Raw genomic sequence first — 23,790 nt, 5'->3', positions numbered from 1 at the left:
GCTCGCGGTCGGCGGCGCAGTGGGGAGGGACTACGGCGCGGCGGGGACTACCCGGCGTCGTCCGGGGGCCCGACGCGCAGTGCGGTGAGCACCACGAGCGCGGGCACGGCGAGCAGCGCCCCGATCGCCCCGGCCAGGACGATCCCGGCCGCCACGGCGAGGACGACGGCCACGGGGTTCGGTCGCGCCCCCGCCGGGGCACGACCGCCGAGCACGCGGGGCACGACCACCCGGTGCCCCAGGAGCGAGAGCCCGATCCCGACGGCGGCCGTGACCCCGGCCCCGACCGGACCCGCCGTCGCGAGAGCGACCAGCACCGTCGCCGCGCCCGCCACCAGCGGCCCGACCACCGGCACGAACCCGCCCAGCAGCACCGTCGCCGCCACCGGTCCGGCGAGCGGGCTGCCCAGCGCCCCGAGCACGACGCCGCTGCCGACCGCGCCGAGGAACGCCACCACCAGGACGCCCCGCAGGTGGGCCACGAGCGCGGCGAACGCCCGCGCGCCCCGCTCGGCGACGGCCGGACGACGCTCCGCCGGCACGGCGCGCAGCAGGAACCACCAGACCCGGGGCCCCTCGTTCAGCAGGACCGCGAGCACGAAGACGGTCAGCAGCGCCGCGAAGACGACGACCGCGACCGTCACCACGAGCCCGAGCAGGGTGGGGACGAGGCCGGCGCCGAGGGCGGCGGTGACCGCCTGCGGGTCTCCGGCGAGCACCGCGAGTCCGTCCCGGGCGAGTGTGACCAGCGTGGTCGTGACGGCGCGGGCCGGGAGACCGCCCGTCGCGGTGTCGACGCCCGACGCGGCGTCCACGACGGCGGCCAGGCCCCGGCTCAGCTCGGCGACGAGGGCGGGCAGGGAGTCGCCGACGGCCCCGGCGAGCACCGTCGCGAGCCCGGCGAGTCCCGCGAGCGCGGCCACGAGCACCAGACCGGCCGCGAGCGGGCGGGGCACCCGGTGACGGACGAGCAGGCGCACCGGGGGCGTGAGCAGGCCGGCCAGCACGATCGCCACCGCGACCGGCACGACGACGAGCGCGAGGCGGGCGAGCAGCGCGGCCGTCCCGGCCGCCACCGCGACGACGGCCAGCAGGCGGATCGCCCGCGTCCCGACGACCACCGGCCCGGGCCGTCGCGCGGTCGGCGTCTGCACCCCGGCACCGTAGAGGGCGCGGCGCCCGGGTGGCCGCCGCCGATCGCTCGACGGGGTGTGCCACCACCGTGCGCATCCACTCGATCCGGTGGGCGACCGGCCGTACGCGCGTCGCGGATCCGGACGACTCACCCGGGTGCCCCTGTCGAGCGGGTCGATGTGACGGACGGTGAGATCGGGCATCTGCCGAGAACGCCCCTCCCTCCTGCACCAGTGGAGTGACACACGGTCAGGGGGTGTTCGGGCGTGTCGCGATTGACTCGGCGCGTCGCCCACAAGGTGCGCCACACAGCTGCCGTTGGGCCTGTTGACGCGAGCGAACGGGGCCGTTCGCCCCAGCGTCAGCACAACCGTGTGGTGCAACGGCGGAGGTGGAAGACATGTGGGTGTGGCGAGAGGAGTCGGTGCGCGGCGGATGGCGTCTCGACTCGTACGGGCAGTGGACGTATGACGAGCCCGCGCGGCTCGAGCGTGTCGGCGCCCCGAGGCAGCCGGCCGACTCGGAGCGGCTGGCGCACGAGCGGCTCGCGCACGAACGGTACGAGCAGGAGCGCTACGAGCGGGCCCGGCGCGCCCGGGCGGAGGGCGCCCGTCCGGCGCTGACCGCCCTGCCGGCGCTCTCGGAGCTCGAGGCGACGCCGATCTTCCGGTCGATCGCGCACGAGGTCCGGACGTCGGCCGACGAGCGGGGTCGCGGGCGTCACGACGACCGGTACGACCGGCTCGAGGAGCGGCGTCGCCCCGCCGAGCCGAGCATCCCGGAGCCCCACCCGGGGTCGGGACCCTTCCCGGCGCAGGGCCGGTCACGCCGGGGGCTCGCCCCGGTGGAGACGGCGCCGCCCCCGCCGCCGCGCTACGAGGACGAGATCCGTCACGACGACGACCGGCACCACGCCGCGTCGGCCGAGGACGAGATGCGTCGTCGCGCCGAGCGGCGTCGTCGCCCCCGGGTCGAGCCCGACAGCGGGCGCCACGTCCTGCGTCGCTAGTCACCGGTCCGGTCCCGTCGGGGGAGTCCGGAACGGCCGCGACGCAGCGGCGACACGAGACACGTGACATCGGACCGGCGACATCAGGGAGGCGACACGGGGTAGGCGACACGAGCTAGAGGGGCACCTCCGCGGCTGGGGAGCGGTCGGGGGTGCCCCTCGTCGTGTGTCCGGGGCACGACGCCGGGCGGACCGGACCGTCGACAGGGGTCCGCACGACGGTGGCGGCCGGGCGTGGTGAGGTGTGCCCCGACCCGGCGCCGGGTATCGCCCCGGCCACCCATCCCTGCCGTCGGAGGTCTTGCCCATGCTGGTCCGTCGCCTCGCCCGGCCCATGCTGGCCGCGGTGTTCATCAAGGGCGGGATCGACACCCTGCTCAACCCGGAGCCGCGCGTCGGGATGATCGCGCCCAAGGTGGCGCAGGCCCAGGACGCCGTCGGGGACAAGCTCCCGTCCCAGGTGCCGACCGAGCCCGAGCAGCTCGTCCGGATCGACGCGGGCGTGAAGATCGGGGGCGGCGTGCTGCTGGCCCTCGGCAAGTTCCCGCGTCTCGCCTCGCTGCTGCTGGCCGGGAGCGTCATCCCGACCACGGTCACCGCGCACCCCTTCTGGGAGGCCAAGGACCCGGCCGAGCGCAGCGCCCAGCAGACGCACTTCCTCAAGAACCTCGGCCTGCTCGGCGGCCTGATCCTCGCCGCGGTGGACACCGAGGGAAAGCCGTCGCTGGGCTGGCGTGCCCGCCGGGCCCGTCGCAAGCTCGTCAAGAAGACCGAGAGCCTGGGCGGGCACTCGTCCGACGTCGGGTCCGAGGTCAGCGAGTGGGCCGAGGGCGCCCGCACGGCCGCGGGCACCACGGCCGCGACGGTCCGCGACGGCGTCGACGTCGCGATCGGCAAGTTCGTCGCCTGACACGCGCGCGGACGCACGGGTCGGTCACCGCCGACCCCGCTCGCACCGGACCCGCGGGGTCATAGGGTGACCCGGATGTGGACGAACTGGTCGGGCGGGCAGCGGTGCCGGCCCGTGGCGACCGCGCGGCCGCTCGACGAGGCCGGGGTCGCCGGGGTGGTCCGCCGCGCCGCCGAGCGCGGCCAGACCGTCCGCCCCGTCGGCTCCGGCCACAGTTTCTCCGACCTCGCCGTCACCGACGGCGTCCACCTCGACGCCTCCGCGTTCTCCGGGATCACGGCGGTCTCGGCCGGCGGTCCGGGCAGCGGCCAGGCCACCGTGCGGGTCCGGGCCGGCACCACCGTCGGTGAGCTGCAGGAGGCCCTCGCCGAGCGCGGTCTCGCGCTCGCGGTCCCGCTCGACCTGCGGGAGCCCACCGTCGGCGGTGCCCTCGCGGTCGGCGCCCACGGCAGCGCCGCGGGCCACGGATCGCTCTCCGACCAGGTCCTCGGGATGCGCATCGTCGACGGCCGCGGCGAGGTCCGCGACGTGCCCCGCGCCGACCTCGACGCCGCCCGCACCGCGCTCGGCGCGCTCGGGGTCGTGCTCGACGTCGAGCTCGCGGCGGTGCCCGCCGTCCCGGTGCGGGTCACGCGCTCCTCCCGGCCACTCGACGAGATCCTCGACCCCGCCTTCTGGGAGGGCCACGACCTCGCGGAGGCCGCCCTCTTCCCCTCCTCCCCGACCGCTCTGGCCCGCTGGGCGGAGTACGTGGACCCGGCGGAGCCGGTCGAGGAGCCCGGCTCCGAGGACGAGGCCGACCCGAAGGACGCGCGCGAGCGCACTGTCGGGATCACCAGCGCGGGCGCCACCGGGCGGACGGCGCTGGGCGGGGCGGTCGTCGTCGAGCGGGCCCTGCCGCGGCTCGCCCCGTCGCTGAACCGGGTGGTGTCCCGCCTCGCGCGGACCGTGTCCGCCACCGGCGCCGGCCACCGCGTGCTGTCCGACCCGCCGGCCGTGCGCTACGAGCAGACCGAGTGGGCGCTGCCGCGCGAGGCCCTCGCCGACGGGCTCCGCGACCTGCTCACCGGCCTGGCCGACGGGCTCGAGACGGGGCTGCCGATCCGGATGCGGGTCGGGCCGCCCGAACCCGGCTGGCTGCACCCCGCCCACGGCCGCCCGACCGGGTGGCTCGCGGTGCGCGTCCCCCGCGGCACCGACCCCGGGCCGGTCCTCGACCGCGCGTCGGCGGTGCTGCGCGACCACGGCGGCCGGCCGCACTGGGGCACCCGCCACGACTTCGCGCCCGACGACGTCGCGGCCGCCTACCCCCGGCTCGGCGACTTCCTGCGGGTCCGCGACGCCTACGACCCGGACCGGGTGTTCACCAACCCGGCGCTGGCCCGGGTGCTCGGCGACTGACGGACCTCCTCGGCCTCCTCGTCCCGGGCGGCCCCGAGGTCGACGGCCAGCGCGACGACGGCCTGGTCGATGCGGCGCAGCAGCCGGGTGACGACGAGTGCGTCCTGGCGGCGGTGCGGGTCCTGGCCGCGGGCGGCGTACGCCTCGGCCCGGTCGACGAGCTCCTCGGCGGAACCGACCAGGACCTGTCCGCCGTCGGAGCGCCGTTTCCCGCGCACCACGACGTCGCGCAGGCCGTCGAGGTTGTCCCGCACCGCCTGCAGGGCCGGGGAGAGCGTCGGGGACCAGCCGGGATCGGGCGTGGTGCCGAGGTCGGCGGCGAGGCGGGCGAGCGCCCGGGCGTAGTGGTCGACGACGACGAACACCCGCAGCGCCCGGCGGTGGCTGGAGCGTCCGCGGCGCTTGGGGGTGTCGACGAGCAGCGGCCGCACCCGGGCCCGCAGCGTCGCCAGCGCGGTGTCCATGTCCCGCGCGCGCTCCAGCGGCGGCGTCGAACTCTGCCCGAGGATGGTCCCGACGGCGCCGGTGAGGACGTCGTCGGCGGTGTCGACGAACGCCTCGACCGACTCGCCGAAGGCCTCCCGGGTGCCCTTGGGCAGCACGAGGAACGCCGCCAGGACGCTCGCCACGACCCCGGCCAGGGTCTCCTCGATGCGCAGCAGCAGCGTCTCGACGCTGAACTGGCCGATCAGCCCGTAGACCAGCGCGAGCACCGCGGTGATCCAGAACGCCAGCATGCCGGGCGAGACCCGGACCAGGTACAGCGCGAGGAACGCGCACACGAACAGCAGGATCAGGGAGACGGTCTGGTTGCCCGCGGTCAGCGCGGCCAGGGCCATCCCGGCGGCCACCCCGCCGACGGTCCCGACGACGCGGCCCCAGCCCCGCGAGAGCAGGTCGCCGCGGCTGTTGGTGTTGGCGAACACGACGAAGGCGGCGATGACCGCCCAGTACCAGCGCTGCGGCGCGAGCAGCTCGCCGATGACGATCGCGAGCGTCGTCCCGACCCCGACCTGCACCGCCTGGCGCGTGGTGAGCAGCAGCCCGGCGTCGCGCTTCTCCTCCTCGGCGCCGCCCGCCGTGCCCGGCGGATCCGGCCGGCCGTCGGCGATGCCGTCGCCGGCGGCCTCCCCCGCGACCTCGACCGGGGACGCGCTGCGCGGCACACCGGGCAGGGCGATGCCCTCGGTCGTGGCGTCGCCCGGGCGGGCCGGGGCGTCGCGCTGGGCGTACTCGACGGAGTCGGAGACGCGGCGGACCGCGAACGCCGCGCGCTGCACCCGCTCGTGCCCGGGGCGGATGTCGGCGACCAGCCCGGCGACCGCCCCCCGCGCGTCGGCGAGCTCACCGAGGACCCGGCGGTGCGGGACGCGCCGCTCCAGCGCGCGCCCGAGGTGCACCAGGCCGGTGCGCAGCGCGGTGAGGGCGAGCGGGGTCGGGCGCTGGTCGGCCTCCCCCGACCCGGGCTCGCCGGTGCGGACCATCCGCCGCACCGCCACCCCGAGCCGCTCCAGCCCGAGCTCGGTGTCGACGACCCGCAGGGCGAGCACGTCGTTCTCCAGGCCGGGCCAGACGCGTTCGGCCGTGGTGCGCTCGAGCTGGTCCTCGACCAGCAGGGCGGTCTCGTTGAGACGCCGCCGCGCGCGGTAGAGCCGCTCGAGGACGACCTCGCCGACCTGCTCGTGCTCGGCACCCGGGGACCGGCCGGCGACGGGGTGTTCGGGGACGCTCTCCTGCGCGGCCTCCAGCACGTCGTCGACCCGCAGGACCATCTCGTGCGCCCGGGCCCGGAACGCGTCGACGAGCCGGCGCAGCGTCCGCTCCGGCCGCTCGGCGAACAGCACCCCGCGCAGCAGCAGCGTCGAGCCGATCCCGAGGAGGACGGCCACGCAGAGCGCGGGCACCTGGGCCGGCTGGGCCTTGAGGAACTGCGTGAAGAAGAAGGCCATGAAGGCGCCCTGGCCGAGCGCGAACCCGCGCGGCCCGAAGCGGCGCACGTAGACCGCGCCGACCATGACCAGGACGAAGACGACGTCGGCGACCACCCGGTACGGCGAGAGCAGCGTGCCGGCGACCGTCGCCACGAGCGCCGGGACCGTCATGAGCACGGTGGTGACCCGCTGGCGGGGCAGCGACGTCTCGTTGACCGCGAGGTTGGAGATCATCGCGAGCACGCCGGCGAACAGCACGATGGTGACCGGCTCGCCGGTGAGCACGGTCGCCCGGCCGAGCGAGACGAGCCCCGCCGCCAGCGCCATCGAGGCCACCGCCACCGTGGCCAGCCGCAGCCGCGCGAGCCCCGGATCGGCCGTGACCAGCAGCGTGCGCAGGGACTCCAGTGCCCGCGTCGTGGCCACCCGCACCGTGTGAGTCCCCTCCTCGTGACCCCGGATCCCCGGGCCGGGAGTGTCCCACGTCCCGGCCGCGGCCGACGGCTGCGACGACGGTGCGCCAGGCGGCTCTCGACAGGGTTACCACCCGGTAATACTCTGTGGTTACCCGCCGGTACGACCGGCTCGTGCCCCTGCCGGGCGCCGACCTTCGAGACGGAGCGAGATCCGGATGAGTCACTACCGCGCCAACGTCCGCGACATCGAGTTCAACCTCTTCGAGCTCCTGCGCGTGCAGGACCGCTTCGGGGTCGGTCCGTTCGCCGAGACCGACGAGGAGACGGCGCGGGCGCTGCTCCACGAGGCCGCCGCGCTCGCGGAGGGCCCGCTGGCCGCGTCCTACGAGTCCGGTGACCGCAACCCGGTCCGCTTCGACCCGCAGACCCACACCGCCCACCTCGACGAGGGCATCAAGAAGTCCTACCGCGCGATGTGGGACGCGGAGTGGTGGCGCCTCTCGGCCGACAACGCGATCGGCGGGATGGGCGTGCCGCCGTCCGTGCAGTGGTCGGCCGCCGAGATGATCCTCGGCGCCAACGCGCCGGTGTTCATGTACATGACCGGCCCGAACTTCGCCTCGGTGATCTACCGCAACGGCACCGAGCTGCAGAAGCACTGGGCGCAGGTCATGGTCGACCGCGCCTGGAGCGCGACGATGGTGCTCACCGAGCCCGACGCCGGGTCGGACGTGGGCGCCGGGCGCACCAAGGCCAGGGACAACGGCGACGGCACCTGGACGATCGAGGGCGTCAAGCGCTTCATCACCTCGGCCGACTCCGACGACCTCGTCGAGAACATCCTGCACCTGGTGCTGGCCCGCCCGGAGGGCGCGAAGCCGGGCACCAAGGGCCTCTCGCTCTTCCTCGTGCCGAAGTTCCACTTCGACCCGCAGACCGGCGAGCCGGGCGAGCGCAACGGCGCCTTCGTCACGAACGTCGAGCACAAGATGGGGCTCAACGCCTCCGCCACCTGCGAGCTCACCTTCTCGGGCAACGGCGTGCCGGCCACCGGGTACCTGCTCGGCGAGGTGCACGACGGCATCGCGCAGATGTTCCAGGTCATCGAGTACGCCCGGATGATGGTCGGCACGAAGGCCATCGGCACCCTCTCGACGGGCTACCTCAACGCCCTCGAGTACGCCAAGGAGCGCATCCAGGGCGCCGACCTCACCCAGCAGACCAACAAGGCCGCGCCGCGCGTGCCGATCACGAACCACCCGGACGTCCGTCGCGCGCTCATGACGCAGAAGGCGTACGCCGAGGGGCTCCGGGCCGTCTACGCGTTCACCGCGACCTACCAGGACACGGTGCGCCTCGGCGAGGCCCCGGACGCCGACTCCGGCACGGTCTCGGCCGAGGACCTGGCGCTCGCGGAGAAGGTCAACGACCTGCTCCTGCCGATCGTCAAGGGCGTGGGCTCCGAGCGGGCGTACGAGAAGCTCACGGAGGCGCTGCAGACCCTCGGTGGCTCGGGGTACCTGCAGGACTACCCCGTCGAGCAGTACATCCGCGACGCCAAGATCGACTCGCTCTACGAGGGCACCACGGCGATCCAGTCGCAGGACTTCTTCTTCCGCAAGATCGTCAAGGACAACGGCCAGGCGCTCATGCACGTGGCCGGCCTCGTCCAGGGCTTCCTCGAGAGCGAGGGCGGGAACGGCCGGCTCAAGGAGGAGCGCGCGTTCCTGGCGACCGCCCTGGGCGACGTCCAGGCGATGCTCGGCTCGATGATCGGCTACCTGACCTCCTCGCAGGAGGACGTCACCAGCCTCTACAAGGTCGGTCAGCACGCGGTCCGGTTCCTGCTGAGTGTCGGCGACATGCTCATCGGCTACCTGCTGCTGCGCGGGGCCGAGGTCGCCATCGGCGCGCTCGACGGCGGGGCCTCGGCGAAGGACACCGCGTTCTACGAGGGCAAGATCGCCGTCGCGCGGTTCTTCGCCCGCAACGTCCTGCCCGAGCTGACCGCCCGGCGGGCGATCGTCGAGGGCGCGGACAACGCGATCATGGACGTGGACATCGCCTCGTTCTGATCGTCGGCCTTCGGCCTCGTGCGTGCGTTTCCGTGCTCAGGCACGGAAACGCACGCACGTGCCTCAGGCGAAGGGTGATCTGCGGGTCACAACCGACCGGCAGATAGGTTTTCGCGCGTGTCGAAGGTGCTGACCAGTCTTCCTGCCGGCGAGCGGATCGGGATCGCGTTCTCGGGAGGTCTGGACACCTCCGTCGCGGTCGCGTGGATGCGTGAGCGCGGAGCCGTGCCCTGCGCCTACTCGGCCGACCTCGGGCAGTACGACGAGGACGACATGGCCTCGCTGCCCGACCGGGCGAAGCAGTACGGCGCCGAGATCGCGCGGCTGGTCGACTGCCGCGGCCCGCTGGTCGAGGAGGGCCTCGTCGCTCTGATGTGCGGCGCCTTCCACATCCGCTCCGGCAGCCGGCCCTACTTCAACACCACCCCGCTCGGGCGCGCGGTGACCGGCACGCTGCTGGTGCGCGCGATGCAGTCCGACGACGTGTCCATCTGGGGCGACGGGTCGACCTACAAGGGCAACGACATCGAGCGGTTCTACCGCTACGGCCTGCTCGCCAACCCGAACCTGCGGATCTACAAGCCGTGGCTGGACGCCGCGTTCGTCGACGAGCTCGGCGGCCGCGCGGAGATGTCCCAATGGCTCACCGAGCGGGGCCTGCCGTACCGCGCCAGCAAGGAGAAGGCGTACTCCACCGACGCCAACATCTGGGGCGCCACGCACGAGGCGAAGACCCTCGAGCACCTCGACGAGTCCCTCGAGATCGTCGACCCGATCATGGGCGTCCCGTTCTGGGATCAGTCCGTCACGATCGAGCCCGAGGACGTGACGATCCGGTTCGAGCAGGGCTACCCGGTCGCGATCAACGGGCAGCGCTTCGACGACCGCGTCGCGCTCGTGACGGAGGCCAACGCCGTCGGCGGGCGCCACGGGCTCGGGATGTCCGACCAGATCGAGAACCGGATCATCGAGGCCAAGAGCCGCGGCGTCTACGAGGCGCCCGGGATGGCGCTGCTGTTCATCGCCTACGAGCGCCTGGTCAACGCGATCCACAACGAGGACACGATCGCGAACTACCACCAGGAGGGCCGCCGCCTGGGCCGGCTGCTCTACGAGGGCCGCTGGCTCGACCCGCAGTCGATCATGCTGCGCGAGAGCCTCACCCGCTGGGTCGCCGCGATGGTGACCGGCGAGGTGACGCTGCGCCTGCGCCGCGGCGAGGACTACTCGATCCTGCGCACCGCCGGGCCGAACCTCTCCTACCACCCGGACAAGCTCTCGATGGAGCGCACCGAGGACGCCGCGTTCGGCCCGGTCGACCGGATCGGCCAGCTGACCATGCGCAACCTCGACATCGCGGACTCGCGCGAGAAGCTCGAGCAGTACGCGGCGATGGGCCAGCTCACCGGGCAGGCGGCGTTCGTCGGCGAGATCGAGCAGGGCCGCGCGCGGCAGATCGCCGGCCGCGGCGACCAGGAGCCCGTCGACGAGACCGCGCTGGACCGGGCCGCGATGGAGAGCGGTACGGACTAGGGCCTGCGGCCCATGTGAACGGATTTGGTCGTTCCCACGACCAAATCCACTCACATGCGTTAGCAGGTGATCTGCGGCTCCGGGTTGTAGCGCACGGTCCGCGGCTCGGACGTCGTCTGACCGGTCTTCACGTCCTTGAGCACCCGGGTGTCGGTGATCGTGAACCCGTCGACGCCCTTGGACGGCTTGCACTTCGGGTTGCCGGCGAGGCTCTTGACGCCCGCGGGCACCGGGTTGGTGCGGTTCCCGGTCTGCGAGGTGACGTCGTACCGCTTCTGCCCGAGGATCTGGACCTTGATCGACGACGGCGTCCAGAGGGTCCGAATGAGGATCGGCGTGGTCCCGTCGTTGCGGAACTTCAGGTCGATCACGCCGTCGAACACGGTCGCCTCGCGGCCGGCCGGGTAGCGGCTGATGTAGTAGCTGTGCTCCTTGTGCTCGACCTCGTCGAGCCCGGCGAAGTAGGTCGCGTTGTAGAGCGTCGTCGAGAACTGCGAGATGCCGCCGCCGACGCCGCGGTCGGGCACGCCGTCCTCGATGATCCCGGCCTCGACGTAGCCCTGGGCGGCCTCGCGTGGGCCGGTGAAGTCGTTCAGGCTGAACGTGTCGCCCGGCTTCACCGTCGCGCCGTTGACCTGGTCGGCGACCCGCTTGATGTTCTGCCCGGAGTCCGCGGCGAAGCCGGTGGTCTGGAACTCGCCGATGACGGTGGCCGGGCCGATGGCCTGCAGCGCCTCGGTGGTGACCTTCGGCGGCGTCGTCGTGTAGACGGCGTTGACCGCGCGGCCGGTGGCGGGCGGCGGGTCGGCGCGGGTGCCACCCGGCGGGACCGGCGGTGGCGTGAAGGTCGTCGGCGGGGTCGGGTCGCCCTGCTTGCCCAGCGCGTCGAGGAGGCCGGCGAACGTCTTCTGGTAGTCGATGGTGCGCCCGGTGACGGCGGGGACGACGGTCGCGGCGTCCCCCGCGAACGAGAACGTGGCGTCCTTGGGCTCGGCCTCGGTCGAGGAGAGGTCCTTGTCGACGACCGCCTGCGCGGTCGGCACGTCGACCCGCGGCTTCAGCCCACCGGACCCGTCGGGGTCGAACTTCAGGAACGAGCCGATCTCGCCGGGGGACAGCGTGGCGTTGCGCCCGGACCCGACGACGTAGGCCGGCGCGGCCACCGCGGGCTGCGCCACGTCGCGCATCGCGGTGTCGATGCCCTCCTGCGTGACCGACACCGGCTGGGGCGTGACGGGCAGCGCGACCGGGGCGGGGTCGAGCCAGTGCTCGAGGACGACGGCGGGGGCGGCACCGGTGTCGACGACGTGGCCCGGGGCGGATGGCACCGGCACCGGGCGGTCGCCGTCGAACCGGATGGTGCCCTCGACCGACGGGCGGTCGAGCTGGGGGCGGACCCGGTCGACGGCCTGCCCGACGGCGACCGGGTTGCCCTTGCTGATCGGGGGCACCTCGCGGTCGGTGAAGAACGACGACAGCCGGGTGAACGGGTTCAGCGGCTGCTCGCCGGCCTGGTCGATCGTGGCGTCCACGTCGAGGTCGAGCCCGGCCGATCGCGGGTCGATGGTGGCGGTCGGGGCGCCGGCGTCGGTGCCCGCGACGAGCGTGACCGGGCGGGTCACGCGCGGTTCGAGGTCGCTGCGCAGCGCGCTCTCGGCGGCGAGCCGGTTCATCCCGCCGATCGCGACGCCGCCCACGGTGACCCCGCGCGGCACGTCGGTGGCCGAGACGAGCAGGTCGACGACGTAGAGCAGGACGAGTAGCCCGACGAGGGCCCCGCTCCCGATCAGCAGCCGCCTCCGGGTGCGGCCGGCCCCGCCTCCTCCGGTGGTCGACGTCTCCGCCGGGCCCGGGACCGGCGGGAGCTGCACCGTCGTCTCGGCGTCGGACTCCGGGGCGGGCTCGGCGGCCAGCGACCGGGTGGCGTCGTCGCCGAACGGGTCGTCGTCGGTCCGCGTGCCGCCCGGTGGGGTCGGATTCGGAGGAGTCGTCACAGGTAGAGCCCCGTCCCGCTCGTCGGCTCGATCTTCTCGCTGGCCACGGCGTGCAGGTCGCGCTCCCGCAGCACGACGTACGAGGTGCCGTCGATCTCCACCTCGGCGTGGTCGTCGGGTCCGTAGAGGACGCGGTCCCCGACCTTGACCGTCCGGACGTGGTTCCCCGTGCCGTGGACCTCGCCCCACGCGAGCCGCTTCGACACCGAGGCGGTGGCGGGGATGACGATGCCGCCGGTGCTGCGCCGTTCGCCCTCGCCGGGGGTCGGGCAGACGAGCACACGATCGTGCAGCATCTGGATTTCCAGCCGGGGGTCCGACACGTCGGAATCGTACGGGGAGGTCGGATCGCCCGGTCCGGCCGGTCGCCCGGACGTGGGGTGATCTTGACCGGGACATGAAGAAGCCCCGTGGCTCTGCCAGGTCGGGGGTCCGGCAGCGCCACGGGGCTCGTGTGGTGTGTCGTCCCGGGGCCGCCGTTCGTTACCGCTCTCGTCAGCTTCACCCGGACAGCGCAGGAGCCACGGTGACGCCCACGCTCCGTGCCCGGTCTAGTGGCGTCCGAGCAGGAACCGGCCGAAGTGCGGGACGGTGAAGGCGATCCAGCCGCGCTCCGCGGAGAACACCAGCCCCTTGCGCAGCAGGCTGTCGCGGGCCGGTGAGAGCGATGAGGCCCGCTTGCCGAGGTGTTTCGCGAGCTCGGAGGTCAGGACCGCGTCGTCGGTGCCGTCGGACAGCTCGGCCATCCCCTGCAGGTACTCGCGCTCGGCGGGCGTGGCCCGCTCGTAGCGGGAGCCGAAGAACCCGACGGCGAGCTCGGCGCCCGCGTCCGGGGCGGCGACCCGCACGTCCTCGGCGTCGATCGGGCTCTGCACCGCCGCGTCCCAGGCCGCCTTGCCGTAGGCCTGGACGAAGTACGGGTAGCCGCCGGAGACCTCGTAGAGCGCGTCGAGCGCCTCCTGGGTCAGCTTCGCGTCCTCGCGCTCGGCCGGGGCGGTGAGCGCGAAGTCGGCGTCGGCCCGGTCGAGCTGACCGATGCGTACGTACCGGAACAGCCGCTCGGAGTAGGACTTCGAGGCGGAGAGGACCGCGGGCAGGTGCGGCAGACCGGCGCCGACGACGACGAGCGGTGCCCCGGACTGGGAGAGCTCGTGGCAGGCCGCGCACAGCGCCGAGACGTCGTCGACCTGCAGGTCCTGCATCTCGTCGATGAGCAGGGCCACCCCCACCCCGACGTCCGCGGCGAGCTCGGCCACCACCCCGAACAGCTCGACGAGGTCGATCTCGATGTCGCCCGAGTCGGCGCGGCCGTTCTGGACCGGCGCGTCGATGCCGGGCTGCCACCGGTCCTTGAGCTTGGCGTCGGACGGGGTCGCCTTGAGCGCGAACGCCTTGAGGACGCCGAGGGTCTCCTCCACCCGGTCCGGGGCGCGGTGCCGGACCGCCAGGTCGCGGACCGCACGGTGCAGGGCGGCGGCGAGCGGGCGCCGGAGGTCGGCGTCCGGGCGGGCCTCGATCTTCCCCGCGCCCCATCCGGCGCGGACCGCCATCGAGCGCAGCTCGCCGAGCAGCACCGTCTTGCCGACCCCGCGCAGCCCGGTGAGCACGAGGCTGCGCTCCGGGCGTCCGCGGGCGACGCGCTCGAGCACGACGTCGAACGCGGTCAGCTCCTTGTCGCGGCCGGCCAGCTCGGGTGGGCGCTGGCCGGCCCCGGGGGCGAACGGATTGCGCACCGGGTCCATGCCCTCGAACAGTATGGGCCTCTCTAGCGATCGCCCGATACGTCACGAGAAACGGCGATCGGCGTGTCGCCCGATCGGGAGTTCTAGCGGTGTCTAGCGCTCGAGCTAGACGAGCGGATACGGCCCGATTCCGAGCGAAGGGTCCCTTCGCTCGATCTATCCGGCGGTGGGCGCCCCTCGCCGGAATCTCGGTCGGCGGGGCGTTGTGAGCGAAGGGCACCGTCGCTCGGTCTGGTCGACCGAAGGTGCCATTCGCTCACATCGGGAGTGCCCGGAGCCGGTCCAGACCCGGCCACACCACGGCGGTGAGCATCCGGGCGAGGACGTCGGCCGGTGGCTCGTCGGTCGCCGGGTGCTCGGTCCCGAGCCACCAGTCGGTGAGCCCCTCCGCGGCGCCGACCAGGGTGTGCGCGACCGGCTCGGCCGCCTCGACCGACCCGCCGAGCTCGGCCGCGAGCAGCTCGGCGGCGCGGCGCACGATCGCGCGCCGGGCCGCGTCGACCCGGCCGGCGAACTCCCCCGTGGAGGCCTGCCGGTAGAGCACCGTCCAGCCCTGGCGATGCGTGGTCACCGCGTGGAAGAAGGCGCGCAGCGCGCGGAACAGGCGCGCCTCGGCGTCGTCGGGACCCTCGCCGTCGCCGGCGGACCCGACGGCCGTCGTCATCGCCGTCATCAACCGCTCCGCCTCGCGGGCCAGACACGCGGCGAACAGTTCGTCCTTGGTGCCGCCGTGCGCGTAGACCGACGGCTTCGACACCCCGGCCCGCGCGGCGATCGCGTCCATCGACGCGCCGTGCAGTCCCTCCTCGGAGAAGACCGCGATCGCGGCGTCGAGCACCTGGCGCCGCCGGACCTCCGGGGCGAGGCGACGACGGGCGGTGGGGGTCACGCTTGCATCTTATCTACTACTGCGTAAAGTAGCGAGCGAAGGCGGGACCGGGGGTACCGGAAACCCGCGTCCACCCCTGACGACGATGCCGGAGTGAAGGCCGTGGCCGAGAAGATCGACGTGAACGAGCTGGGTCGCAGCGTCGACCTGAAGACGCTCTCCGAGGACGACCTGGTCGCGACGATGCGCGACGCGCTCGCCGAGCCCGAGGGCGCGAAGACCGTGGACGCCTCGGTCTTCGCCCGCCTCGTGAAGGGCGCGAGCAAGTCCCAGCTCGAGGCCGTCATGAACTCCGATGCGCGTCGCCCCGTGATCGACGCGATCTTCGGCCGGATGAGCGAGTTCTACTCGTCGTCGGGCGCGAGCTCGAAGCGTCAGGTCGTGCACTGGCACGTCACCGGCGCGCCCGGCGGCGGCAGCGACGACTACCAGACCGCGATGCAGCACGGCTCCTGCGCGGTCTCCACCAGCCTCGACGAGGACCCCCGCACCGAGCTGTTCATGAACGGCACGGAGTTCCTCAAGGTCGTCACGAACAACGCCAACCCGATCACGCTGTTCATGACCCGCAAGCTCAAGGTCTCCGGCGACGTCGGGTTCGCCACCGCCCTGCAGAAGATGTTCACCATCCCGTCGGCCTGACCCGGCCTCGCGACACGGAAAGGCGCTGACATGGCGTTCTCGATGGAACTGTCCGAGGACCACACCGACCTCCGCGACTGGGCGCACGGCTTCGCCGAGGAGGTGATCCGGCCCGCCGCGCCGGAGTGGGACGAGCGCGAGGAGACTCCGTGGCCCGTCCTGCAGGAGGCCGCGAAGATCGAGCTCTACAACTTCGAGACGCTCGCGTCCTTCTGGGGTGACGAGACCGGGCTGTCGCTGCCGATCGTCAACGAGGAGCTCTTCTGGGGCGACGGCGGCATCGGGATGGCGATCTTCGGGACCACCCTCGCCGTCGCCGGCATCTTCTCGTCGGGCACGCCCGAGCAGATGGTCGAGTTCATCCCGCAGTGCTACGGCGACGCCTCCGACGTCCAGGTCGCCGCGTTCTGCTCGTCCGAGCCGGAGTCGGGCTCCGACGTCTCGGCGATGCGGACCAGGGCGGTCTACGACGAGGCCAAGGACCAGTGGACGCTCTCCGGCCAGAAGGCCTGGGCGACCAACGGCGGGATCGCGAACATCCACGTGGTGCAGGCGGTCGTCGACTCCTCGCTCGGCAGCCGCGGCCAGGCCGCGTTCGTCGTGCCGCCGGGGACGCCCGGCCTGGAGTCGACCCGCAAGATCAAGAAGATGGGGCTGCGCGCCTCGCACACCGCGGACGTCTTCCTCGACGACGTCGTCGTCCCCGGCTCCTGCCTGCTCGGCGGCAAGGAGAAGCTCGACGAGCGTCTGGCCCGGGCGCGCGAGGGCCAGCGGTCCTCGGGCTCGGCCGCGATGCAGACCTTCGAGCTCTCGCGGCCGACCGTCGGCTCGCAGGCGATCGGCATCGCGCGGGCGGCGTACGAGTACGCGCTGGAGTACGCGAAGGGTCGCGAGACGTTCGGGCGGCCCATCATCGACAACCAGTCGATCGCGTTCACCCTCGCCGACATGAAGACCGAGATCGACGCGGCGCGGCTGCTCGTCTGGCGCGCGGCGTGGATGGGCCGCAACGGCGTGCCGTTCGAGGCGGGCGAGGGCTCGATGTCCAAGCTCAAGGCCGGCCGCACCGCGGTGTGGGCCACCGAGCGCGCGATCCAGGTCCTCGGCGGCGCCGGGTACTCCCGGGAGCACCCGGTGGAGCGCATGCACCGCGACTCCAAGATCTACGACATCTTCGAGGGCACCGAGCAGATCCAGCAGCTCGTCATCGCCCGCTCCATCTCCGGGCGGCACATCGCCTGATCGGACCCCGCTCCCCGGCGGTGCACGACGGCGCCGGTCACGACGGTTCGCCCTCGTGGCCGGCGCTGTGTGCGTTCGGTCGGGTCGTGGGACGTCGAAGATCAGGGAGCCGCTGTGGGGCTGATCGGAGATCCGCTCGACGTGCAGCGGCTCCCTCGCCGAGCCGACCTGGACGCCCGGGGTGGATCTCGCCGACCGGTCACGGAACGGTGAGGGCATGGCGATGCGGTCCTGGGCAGGGCGGCGCCGTGGGGTGTGGGTCGTGGTCGGGGTGCTCGCCGGCGTGGTGCTGGTCTTCTTCGCCGTGCGCCTGGTCACCGACGTCCCGGGCGTGGTGACGGGCGTGCTCCCGCGCGCCGACTCGTTCCAGTACCGCTACGTGGCGCACCCGGTGCCCGCCTACGTGCACATCGTGCCGGGGATGGTCTTCCTGCTGGGAGCGCTGTTCCAGCTCTCGGGCCGGTTCCGGTCCCGCCACCTCGTCGGGCACCGCCGCCTCGGCCGGGTCCTGGTGACGGCCGGCCTGCTCAGCGGGGTGCTCGCCGTCGTCGTCGGGGTGTGGTTCCCGTTCGGCGGACCGACCGAGACCGGGGCCGCCGCGGTGTTCGGGGTCTGGTTCCTGATCACGCTCGTCCTCGGCCGGCGGGCGGTGCGTCGACGCGACGTGCTCGCCCACCGACGGTGGATGATCCGGGCCTTCGCCGTCGCGCTCGGGGTCGGCACGATCCGGGTGTGGGTCGGGGTGTTCCAGCTCGTCGGGGTGCTCGCGATCCAGGACGGGCGGGGTGCGCCGTGGTTCGGCGTCAGCTTCTGGCTGGCCCTCGTCCTGCACGTCGCGCTGGCCGAGGCCTACCTGCGCGTCGGTCCTCGCCCGGGCCCGGTGCGTCGTCGTGTCGCCGTCGGACCCGCCGTGTGAGGTCGCACCGGGGTGGCACACCGATGTGAGAGTGGCGCCGTCCTGACGTCAGCTGTCAGCGATGGTCCGTCGCTGACATCAGGGCCCACCTCAGATCCTGGTCGATACCGTCCCGGGCGGAAGGGGGCGACCGTGATCTGGAACGACCTGCTGGGAGACCAGCTGCGCTTCCACTGGGAGCACTCGCTGCGCCCGCGCCTGGACGGGCTGACCGACGACGAGTACCGCTGGGAACCCGTGCCGGGCGCCTGGAACGTGCGCCCGCGGTCCGAGGCGAGGACGGCGCCCGTCGGCGGCGGCGACATGGTGATCGACTTCGCGTTCCCGCCGCCGGAACCACCGCCGGTGACGACGATCGCGTGGCGGCTCGCCCACGTGATCGTCGGGGTGTTCGCGATGCGCACGGCGAGCCACTTCGGCGGCCAGCCCGCGGACTGGGACAGCCATCCGTACGCCGCGACCGCCGACGAGGCGCTCGCCCAGCTCGACGACGCCTACGCCCGGTGGACCGAGGGGGTCCGGGGGCTCGGCGAGGACGGCCTCGCCCTCCCGTGCGGTCCCGCCGAGGGGCCGTACGCGGCCGAGCCGCTGGCCGTACTCGTCCTGCACATCCACCGCGAGGTGATCCACCACGGCGCCGAGGTCGCGCTGCTCCGTGATCTCTATCGGGCCCGCGCGATTGCCGGGACGTGACGACGGGCACTCCAGCCGCCACCACCGTCCCCCGGGAGGACCGATGGCCGTCGACAGCACGCTCGATGCCGACCCCTCCGGCGTGCGCGATCAGCTCGCCGAGGCCCTGGGCACCGACTTCTTCTCGGTGCACGACCGGTTCGATCCGCAGCAGTGGGAGACGTTCATGGCGGTCCGCCGCTTCGTCGACCACCAGGTGCTGCCCGCCGCGCCCGCGGCCTGGGACGCCGCCGAGATGTCGTGGGACCTGATCCGGCAGGCGGCCGACCTCGGGATCGTGGGCGACGACGTCTCCTCGCACGGCGGCGCCGGACTCGACCCGCTGACCTCGGGCCTGGTCAACATGGAGCTCGCGCGGGGGGACGGCAGCCTCGCGGTCTTCCTCGTCGTGCACTCCGGACTCGCGATGAAGACGATCGACGAGCTGGGCTCGGAGGAGCAGAAGCAGCGGTTCCTCCCGCCGATGGCCCGGTTGGAGACCGTCGGCGCGTTCGCGCTGACCGAACCGGACCACGGCTCGGACTCCGTCGCGCTCGCGACGACCGCCCGCCGCGACGGCGACCACTGGGTGATCGACGGCGCCAAGCGCTGGATCGGCAACGGGAGCATCGCGGGGCGGACGATCGTCTGGGCCCGCGACACCTCCTCGGAGAAGGTGCTCGGATTCGTCGTCGACACCTCGACCCCGGGCTACTCCGCGAGCGTCATCCCGCGGAAGGGGTCGATGCGCTCGGTGTGGCAGGCGGACATCGAGCTCGAGGGCGTGCGGGTCCCGGAGGCCGACCGGCTCCCGGGGGCGCAGAGCTTCGCCGACACCACGCGGCTGCTCGCCACCACGCGGGGCACGTGCGCGTGGCTCGCGCTCGGCCACGCCACCGCCGCGTACGACGCGGCGCTGCGCTACGCCCTCGAGCGCCACCAGTTCGGCCGGCCGCTCGCGAGCTTCCAGATCGTCCAGGAGCGGCTCGTCCGGATGCTCGCGGAGCTGACCGGCATGCAGCTCTACTGCATGCAGATCGCCCACCTCGCCGAGGAGGGTCGGGCCGGGCCGACGATCGCCGGGCTCGCCAAGATGAACAACACCCGCAAGGCCCGCTGGATCCTCTCCGAGGCCCGGGACCTGCTCGGCGGCAACGGCATCCTGCTCGACAACCACGTGATGCGGCACATGGCCGACATCGAGTCGGTGCACACCTTCGAGGGCACCGAGACGATGCAGACGTTGATCGTCGGCCGGGAGATCACCGGCCTCAGCGCCTTCACCTGAGGCACCGGCCCCCGCTCAGTTCTTCCACCACTTCGGCCCCTTCACCTCGACGGAGCCGAACGCGACCTTCCCGGTCACGACGACGTGCGGCCGACCGGCGGGCCGGCTGGTGCGGCGCTTGTCCTCGACGCTGCCCGCCGTGGCGCTGACGGCGTCCAGGGAGGCGCTGGCCGTCTCGGGCAGGCGCAGCTCGACCGAGCCCATGGTCATGTCGACGTCGATCTCGACGACCTCGTGGTCGATCACCGCCTCGGTCAGGTCGAGCTCCGCCGAGCCCATCCAGCCGTCGATCTCCAGCCGGCGCGGGACCGCCCACGCCCCGGAGCGCTTCACCGAGCCGAGCGTCGCGTGCAGGGCGACGGTGCCGCTGGTGTCGCCGGCCGCGTAGGCGGCGCGGGCGTCGTCGGCCGGCGGGCTCGTCGCACGACGGCGCGACTCGGCCGCCGTCCGGGCCCGTGCCCGGTCCGGGTGCTCGAGGGGCAGGTCGACGACGAGCGTGTTGAGCTCACGACGGGTGCGCGCCGTCGTCGCGAGCCCGGAGCGGCGGTCGAACTCGAGGGTGTCGATCAGGCCGCGCGACACCGCCTCCTGCAGCAGCCCGACGACGTGCTCGCGGTCGTCGTGGTCGACCGGGAGGTCGGCCGGCGAGGGCGGCAGGTCGCCCGGGTGCCCGAGGGACCCGGCGGGGCCCGACGACGACGGTGCGTCCTGCGGTTCGGGGGCCGGGTTCGCCGGCGCGACGGTCTCGGCCGCGGCGGAACCCGGACCGGCGGTCGCGGTGGCGGGGGACGGGGTGGGCGCCTGCTCGCGCCGCTCCTGGTCGGTCATGGGCTCAGCCTGCCGCCGCGCGGAGCCCCGGACCTCCGGGTCGGACCCTGAACTCCACCCCGACCGCCCGGGGCCTCACCCGGGGTCGCCGCGGACCCCATCGCGTCGTCTTGCACCGTCTACGACACTCCCGATACGACCCGAGACACCGGTACACAGCCGGAGACGGCGCGAGATCGCCCCGATTCGTCACGACTCTGCGTGATCCAGCTAACAGATCCGAGCGGACATCGATACGACAGTTGACCCGTTCGGCCCAGCGCGCTGACCACCCTGGTCGGTGACCACGAGGAGCACGTCGATGACCATCTCAGCTGACCCCGGCGTACCGTCCCGCCCGCTCCCGCGACCGCGCCGGTCGCCGGAGTCGCGCCCGATGATCTCCCCGCGCGACCGTGCCGTCCTGTTCGCCGTCGCGGCGGGCCGCTGCACGGTGAGCAGCGATCCCGGCGGCGCGCTGCTGATCGACGGTCAGCCCTGCACCGACCAGTTCGCCGGGCGGCGACTCGTCCGCGCGGGCCTCATGGCGGTCGTCGCCGAGCCGCCGGGCCGTCCCAGCACGACGGTGCTGACGGCCGCCGCGATCGCCCTGCTCGGCCTGCCGATCAGCGTCTGAGGCCGCTCGGTGGATCAGGCCGCCTCGCGGCGGGCCGGACCGACCGCGACCGGCATCGCCTCGTAGCCCCGCAGGATGCGCGTCGGCCGGCGACGCGCCTCCCCGGCCGGGGCGAGATCCGGGTAGCGCTCGAACAGCGCGCGCAGCGCCACCTCGCCCTCCATGCGCGCGAGCGCGGCGCCGAGGCAGTAGTGGATGCCGCTGGAGAAGGCGACGTGCTCGCGGGCGTTCGCGCGCCCGACGTCGAACACTCCCGGGTCGGTGAAGACGTCCGGGTCGCGGTTCGCGCCCGCCAGCACCGTCACGACCAGCGCGCCCTCGGGGATCTCCCGGCCCGCCACCTCGGTGTCCCGGCGGGCCCGCCGCGCGGTGCGGGACACCGGGGACTCCACGCGCAGGACCTCGTCCACCGCCGTCGGCCACAGGGACGGGTCGGCGGCGAGGCGCTCGCGCTGGTCCGGGTGGTCGAAGAGCAACCGGGTGCCGTTGGCGATGAGGTTCACCGTCGTCTCGAAGCCCGCGGCGAGCACGAGCAGCGCCGTCGACACCAGCTCGTGCTCGGTGAGCCCGGTGCCGTCGTCGTCGGCGACCGTGACGAGCTGGGAGAGCAGGTCCTCGCCCGGATCGGCGCGCAGCCGGCGCAGGTGTTCGCTCATCCAGCCGTGCAGGGCGGCGACGTTGGTCTGCACGGTCGACCAGCGGTCGCGGGGCAGTCCGAGGTCGAGCGAGGCGGCGGCACCATCGCCCCAGGCCAGGAACTGCTCGCGCATCGTCGTGGGCACGCCGAGCATCTCGGAGATCACGGTGACCGGGAGCAGGCTCGCGTAGCGGTGGACGAGGTCGACCGGGGCGCCGTCCGGGCTCGCGAGGTCGTCGAGCAGCTCGGTCGCGATCTGCTCGGTGCGCCCGCGCAGCGCCGAGACCCGGCGCGCGGTGAACGCCCGGGTGACCAGACGCCGGTAGCGGGTGTGGTCGGGGGCGTCGACGGCGAGCATCGACGGCGGGTCGATCGGTCCCGGGTACGGCGGCGGGCCGGCGAGACGCAGGGCGAGCCGCACCGCCGCGGGCATCGCCGCATCCCGGTCGGCGACGCCGAAGTCCTCGCTGCGCAGCACCTCGGTGCAGACATCGTGGTGCACGCTCACCCGTGAGAACGCTCCCCGGGCGAACGGCCTGGTCTCGCGCAGCCGCTCGTAGTGGGCGAAGGGGTCGCCCTGCAGGTCGGGGTCGAGCAGCAGCGCGGCGTCCGGGTTGCCGTGGCGCGCCTCGCGCCGGATGGCCGCCCGCATCAGCCCGTGGGTGGCCGCCCAGCGCAGCGTGTCGCGAACCATGGCGGCGATGGTACGACGCGGTACCAGCTCGGCGCACGCCCGGTCGGGTGAGTGGCGCCGTCCGCTCGTCAGATGACAGGAACGTGCCCTTGCCGCCTCGGGCGGGCGTGCCATTGCTGGCCCCGGTGGCGGGTACTCCTCGCCCGTGCGCACCACCGTCTCCGCCCGCGGGCCCGCTACTGCCGACGAGGCCTGGGAGCGCTACGCCGACCTCGACCGGTGGCGGGGCTGGGCGCCGCAGATCACCGCCGTCCGGGCCCCGGCTCGCCGCCTCGAGCCGGGGCTGCGGGGGACCGTCCACGCGGTGGGGGTCGTGCGGGTCCCCTTCGAGGTGCTCGCCGTGGACGAGGCGGCGCGCACGTGGTCGTGGCGGGTCAGGGTGGGGCCGCTGCACCTGGTGCTGCACCACGACGTCGAGCCCGACGACGGGGGCAGCCGGACCCGGCTCGTCACCGAGGGTCCGGCGCTCGTCGTCGCGCCGTACACCCCGATCGCGTTCGTCGCGCTGCACGCCCTCGTGGCCCCGCCCGCCGGACGGAGCTGACCGGTGCGGCCCGACGGATCGATCCGGCTCGCCCTGCTGTCAGACACCCATCTGCCGGTCCGGGCCAAGGAGATCCCCGAGCCGGTGTGGGCCGCGGTCGACGCCGCGGACGTCGTCGTACACGCCGGCGACTGGGTCGCCCCCGAGGCCCTCGACGCGCTCGAGGCCCGGGCCGCGACCCTCGTCGGGTGCTGGGGCAACAACGACGGCGAGGCACTGCGGGCCCGACTGCCCGAGGTGGCCCGGGTCGAGGTCGGCGGCCTGCGCCTGGCCGTCGTGCACGAGACCGGCGACGCGCGGGGTCGCGAACGGCGCTGCGACACGTGGTTCGGGCCGGACTCGGACGACCCGGTCGACGTCGTGGTCTTCGGGCACAGCCACGTGCCGTGGGACTCCACGACACCGCGCGGCCTCCGGCTGCTCAACCCCGGATCGCCGACCGACCGGCGGCGCCAGCCCTTCGCCACGTTCATGACGGGCGTGGTGGCCGGCGGTGCGCTCACCGTCGAGCGACACGACCTCCCACCCCGCGTCGGGCGGCGCGACCGCTGATCACCAGGTGTGAGCGGATCGGGTGACATGCGGAGCCCGTAAGGTCCGTGTGACAACCGTCCCGCCCTGATTTCCGGAACGGGGGCAACGTCGGAGTGGTCCGGACCGTCCCCCTGGATGAGCAC

At 73.7% G+C, this 23,790-nt stretch carries 21 protein-coding genes; 13 read left to right on the top strand and 8 right to left on the bottom strand.

Going from position 1 to position 23,790, the window contains the following annotated elements; genetic code table 11:
• Positions 1-47: 47 nt before the first annotated feature.
• Positions 48-1,154, bottom strand: a complete 1,107-nt coding sequence (locus tag LQ327_RS06695) for an AI-2E family transporter (protein WP_230730728.1) — start codon at positions 1,152-1,154, stop codon at positions 48-50.
• 380 nt (positions 1,155-1,534) lie between these two features.
• On the opposite strand from LQ327_RS06695, the gene LQ327_RS06690 reads away from it, so the two are divergent.
• From LQ327_RS06690 to LQ327_RS06680, 3 genes are all read left to right on the top strand, one after another.
• Entirely contained in the window at positions 1,535-2,143 is a 609-nt protein-coding gene (locus tag LQ327_RS06690) for a hypothetical protein (RefSeq protein ID WP_230730727.1), read from the top strand.
• A gap of 307 nt (positions 2,144-2,450) precedes the next feature.
• The gene (locus LQ327_RS06685; protein ID WP_230730726.1) at positions 2,451-3,053 is read left to right on the top strand and encodes a DoxX family protein; all 603 of its coding nucleotides are present in this window, start codon (positions 2,451-2,453) and stop codon (positions 3,051-3,053) included.
• 75 nt (positions 3,054-3,128) lie between these two features.
• A complete protein-coding gene (locus LQ327_RS06680) occupies positions 3,129-4,454 on the top strand; it encodes a D-arabinono-1,4-lactone oxidase (RefSeq protein ID WP_230730725.1) in 1,326 nt (441 codons plus the stop codon).
• On the opposite strand, the gene LQ327_RS34605 is transcribed toward LQ327_RS06680, so the two are convergent.
• Positions 4,397-6,811, bottom strand: a complete 2,415-nt coding sequence (locus LQ327_RS34605; protein ID WP_230730724.1) for an FUSC family protein — start codon at positions 6,809-6,811, stop codon at positions 4,397-4,399. The two genes, LQ327_RS06680 and LQ327_RS34605, sit on opposite strands and share 58 nt — an antisense overlap.
• Positions 6,812-7,016: 205 nt before the next feature.
• On the opposite strand from LQ327_RS34605, the gene LQ327_RS06670 reads away from it, so the two are divergent.
• Both LQ327_RS06670 and argG read left to right on the top strand, forming a co-directional pair.
• Positions 7,017-8,876, top strand: coding sequence for an acyl-CoA dehydrogenase (locus tag LQ327_RS06670; RefSeq protein WP_230730723.1), 1,860 nt, complete (start codon positions 7,017-7,019; stop codon positions 8,874-8,876).
• Between the two features lie 117 nt (positions 8,877-8,993).
• Positions 8,994-10,409 (top strand): argininosuccinate synthase, encoded by a 1,416-nt coding sequence (gene argG, locus LQ327_RS06665; RefSeq protein WP_230730722.1) that lies wholly within the window; start codon positions 8,994-8,996, stop codon positions 10,407-10,409.
• 59 nt (positions 10,410-10,468) lie between these two features.
• On the opposite strand, the gene LQ327_RS33710 is transcribed toward argG, so the two are convergent.
• From LQ327_RS33710 to LQ327_RS34600, 4 genes are all read right to left on the bottom strand, one after another.
• On the bottom strand, positions 10,469-12,403 hold the full coding sequence (locus tag LQ327_RS33710) for a VanW family protein (RefSeq protein ID WP_308286260.1): 1,935 nt from the start codon (positions 12,401-12,403) through the stop codon (positions 10,469-10,471).
• A complete protein-coding gene (locus LQ327_RS06650; protein WP_230730720.1) occupies positions 12,400-12,726 on the bottom strand; it encodes a GroES family chaperonin in 327 nt (108 codons plus the stop codon). Before LQ327_RS06650 ends, LQ327_RS33710 begins: the two co-directional genes overlap by 4 nt.
• Positions 12,727-12,954: 228 nt before the next feature.
• Complete coding sequence (locus LQ327_RS06645; protein ID WP_230730719.1) at positions 12,955-14,145, bottom strand: ATP-binding protein; 1,191 nt, start codon at positions 14,143-14,145, stop codon at positions 12,955-12,957.
• Positions 14,146-14,401: 256 nt separating this feature from the next.
• The gene (locus tag LQ327_RS34600) at positions 14,402-15,034 is read right to left on the bottom strand and encodes a TetR/AcrR family transcriptional regulator (RefSeq protein ID WP_230730718.1); all 633 of its coding nucleotides are present in this window, start codon (positions 15,032-15,034) and stop codon (positions 14,402-14,404) included.
• Positions 15,035-15,127: 93 nt separating this feature from the next.
• On the opposite strand from LQ327_RS34600, the gene LQ327_RS06635 reads away from it, so the two are divergent.
• The 5 genes from LQ327_RS06635 to LQ327_RS06615 all read left to right on the top strand — a co-directional run bounded on the left by LQ327_RS06635 (position 15,128) and on the right by LQ327_RS06615 (position 19,794).
• Complete coding sequence (locus LQ327_RS06635; protein WP_230730717.1) at positions 15,128-15,676, top strand: SCP2 sterol-binding domain-containing protein; 549 nt, start codon at positions 15,128-15,130, stop codon at positions 15,674-15,676.
• A 30-nt stretch (positions 15,677-15,706) separates the two neighbouring features.
• Complete coding sequence (locus LQ327_RS06630; protein ID WP_230730716.1) at positions 15,707-16,918, top strand: acyl-CoA dehydrogenase family protein; 1,212 nt, start codon at positions 15,707-15,709, stop codon at positions 16,916-16,918.
• Positions 16,919-17,135: 217 nt separating this feature from the next.
• Positions 17,136-17,834 carry a DUF2306 domain-containing protein gene (locus LQ327_RS06625; RefSeq protein WP_230730715.1) on the top strand — a complete coding sequence of 233 codons (699 nt, stop codon included), beginning with the start codon at positions 17,136-17,138 and terminating at the stop codon, positions 17,832-17,834.
• A 132-nt stretch (positions 17,835-17,966) separates the two neighbouring features.
• The gene (locus LQ327_RS06620; protein WP_230730714.1) at positions 17,967-18,527 is read left to right on the top strand and encodes a DinB family protein; all 561 of its coding nucleotides are present in this window, start codon (positions 17,967-17,969) and stop codon (positions 18,525-18,527) included.
• Positions 18,528-18,570: 43 nt separating this feature from the next.
• Positions 18,571-19,794: an acyl-CoA dehydrogenase family protein gene (locus LQ327_RS06615; RefSeq protein WP_230730713.1), complete on the top strand. Its 1,224-nt coding sequence runs from the start codon at positions 18,571-18,573 to the stop codon at positions 19,792-19,794.
• 15 nt (positions 19,795-19,809) lie between these two features.
• Here LQ327_RS06615 and LQ327_RS06610 read toward each other — a convergent pair whose 3' ends face one another.
• On the bottom strand, positions 19,810-20,622 hold the full coding sequence (locus LQ327_RS06610) for a DUF1707 SHOCT-like domain-containing protein (RefSeq protein WP_230730712.1): 813 nt from the start codon (positions 20,620-20,622) through the stop codon (positions 19,810-19,812).
• A 301-nt stretch (positions 20,623-20,923) separates the two neighbouring features.
• Between LQ327_RS06610 and LQ327_RS06605 the strand changes: the two genes are divergently transcribed.
• The gene (locus LQ327_RS06605) at positions 20,924-21,238 is read left to right on the top strand and encodes a hypothetical protein (protein ID WP_230730711.1); all 315 of its coding nucleotides are present in this window, start codon (positions 20,924-20,926) and stop codon (positions 21,236-21,238) included.
• Between the two features lie 14 nt (positions 21,239-21,252).
• On the opposite strand, the gene LQ327_RS06600 is transcribed toward LQ327_RS06605, so the two are convergent.
• Positions 21,253-22,569, bottom strand: coding sequence for a cytochrome P450 (locus LQ327_RS06600; RefSeq protein WP_230730710.1), 1,317 nt, complete (start codon positions 22,567-22,569; stop codon positions 21,253-21,255).
• 145 nt (positions 22,570-22,714) lie between these two features.
• Here LQ327_RS06600 and LQ327_RS06595 point away from each other — a divergent pair, with 145 nt between their 5' ends.
• Both LQ327_RS06595 and LQ327_RS06590 read left to right on the top strand, forming a co-directional pair.
• The gene (locus LQ327_RS06595; RefSeq protein ID WP_230730709.1) at positions 22,715-23,113 is read left to right on the top strand and encodes an SRPBCC family protein; all 399 of its coding nucleotides are present in this window, start codon (positions 22,715-22,717) and stop codon (positions 23,111-23,113) included.
• Positions 23,114-23,134: 21 nt separating this feature from the next.
• Complete coding sequence (locus tag LQ327_RS06590; protein ID WP_230733108.1) at positions 23,135-23,665, top strand: metallophosphoesterase family protein; 531 nt, start codon at positions 23,135-23,137, stop codon at positions 23,663-23,665.
• The last annotated feature ends 125 nt before the right edge of the window (positions 23,666-23,790 follow it).

Source organism: Actinomycetospora endophytica (assembly GCF_021026375.1).
GTDB lineage: Bacteria > Actinomycetota > Actinomycetes > Mycobacteriales > Pseudonocardiaceae > Actinomycetospora > Actinomycetospora endophytica.
This window is presented reverse-complemented; position numbering and strand designations above follow the sequence as displayed.

Bases quoted from the DNA above. Each gene is read 5' to 3' on its own strand.
- LQ327_RS06690 (WP_230730727.1), top strand. From the start codon at position 1,535: ATGTGGGTGTGGCGAGAGGAGTCGGTGCGCGGCGGATGGCGTCTCGAC.
- LQ327_RS06685 (WP_230730726.1), top strand. From the start codon at position 2,451: ATGCTGGTCCGTCGCCTCGCCCGGCCCATGCTGGCCGCGGTGTTCATC.
- LQ327_RS06680 (WP_230730725.1), top strand. From the start codon at position 3,129: ATGTGGACGAACTGGTCGGGCGGGCAGCGGTGCCGGCCCGTGGCGACC.
- LQ327_RS06670 (WP_230730723.1), top strand. From the start codon at position 7,017: ATGAGTCACTACCGCGCCAACGTCCGCGACATCGAGTTCAACCTCTTC.
- LQ327_RS06645 (WP_230730719.1), bottom strand. From the start codon at position 14,145: ATGGACCCGGTGCGCAATCCGTTCGCCCCCGGGGCCGGCCAGCGCCCA.
- LQ327_RS06630 (WP_230730716.1), top strand. From the start codon at position 15,707: ATGGCGTTCTCGATGGAACTGTCCGAGGACCACACCGACCTCCGCGAC.
- LQ327_RS06625 (WP_230730715.1), top strand. From the start codon at position 17,136: ATGGCGATGCGGTCCTGGGCAGGGCGGCGCCGTGGGGTGTGGGTCGTG.
- LQ327_RS06615 (WP_230730713.1), top strand. From the start codon at position 18,571: ATGGCCGTCGACAGCACGCTCGATGCCGACCCCTCCGGCGTGCGCGAT.
- LQ327_RS06610 (WP_230730712.1), bottom strand. From the start codon at position 20,622: ATGACCGACCAGGAGCGGCGCGAGCAGGCGCCCACCCCGTCCCCCGCC.
- LQ327_RS06605 (WP_230730711.1), top strand. From the start codon at position 20,924: ATGACCATCTCAGCTGACCCCGGCGTACCGTCCCGCCCGCTCCCGCGA.
- LQ327_RS06600 (WP_230730710.1), bottom strand. From the start codon at position 22,569: ATGGTTCGCGACACGCTGCGCTGGGCGGCCACCCACGGGCTGATGCGG.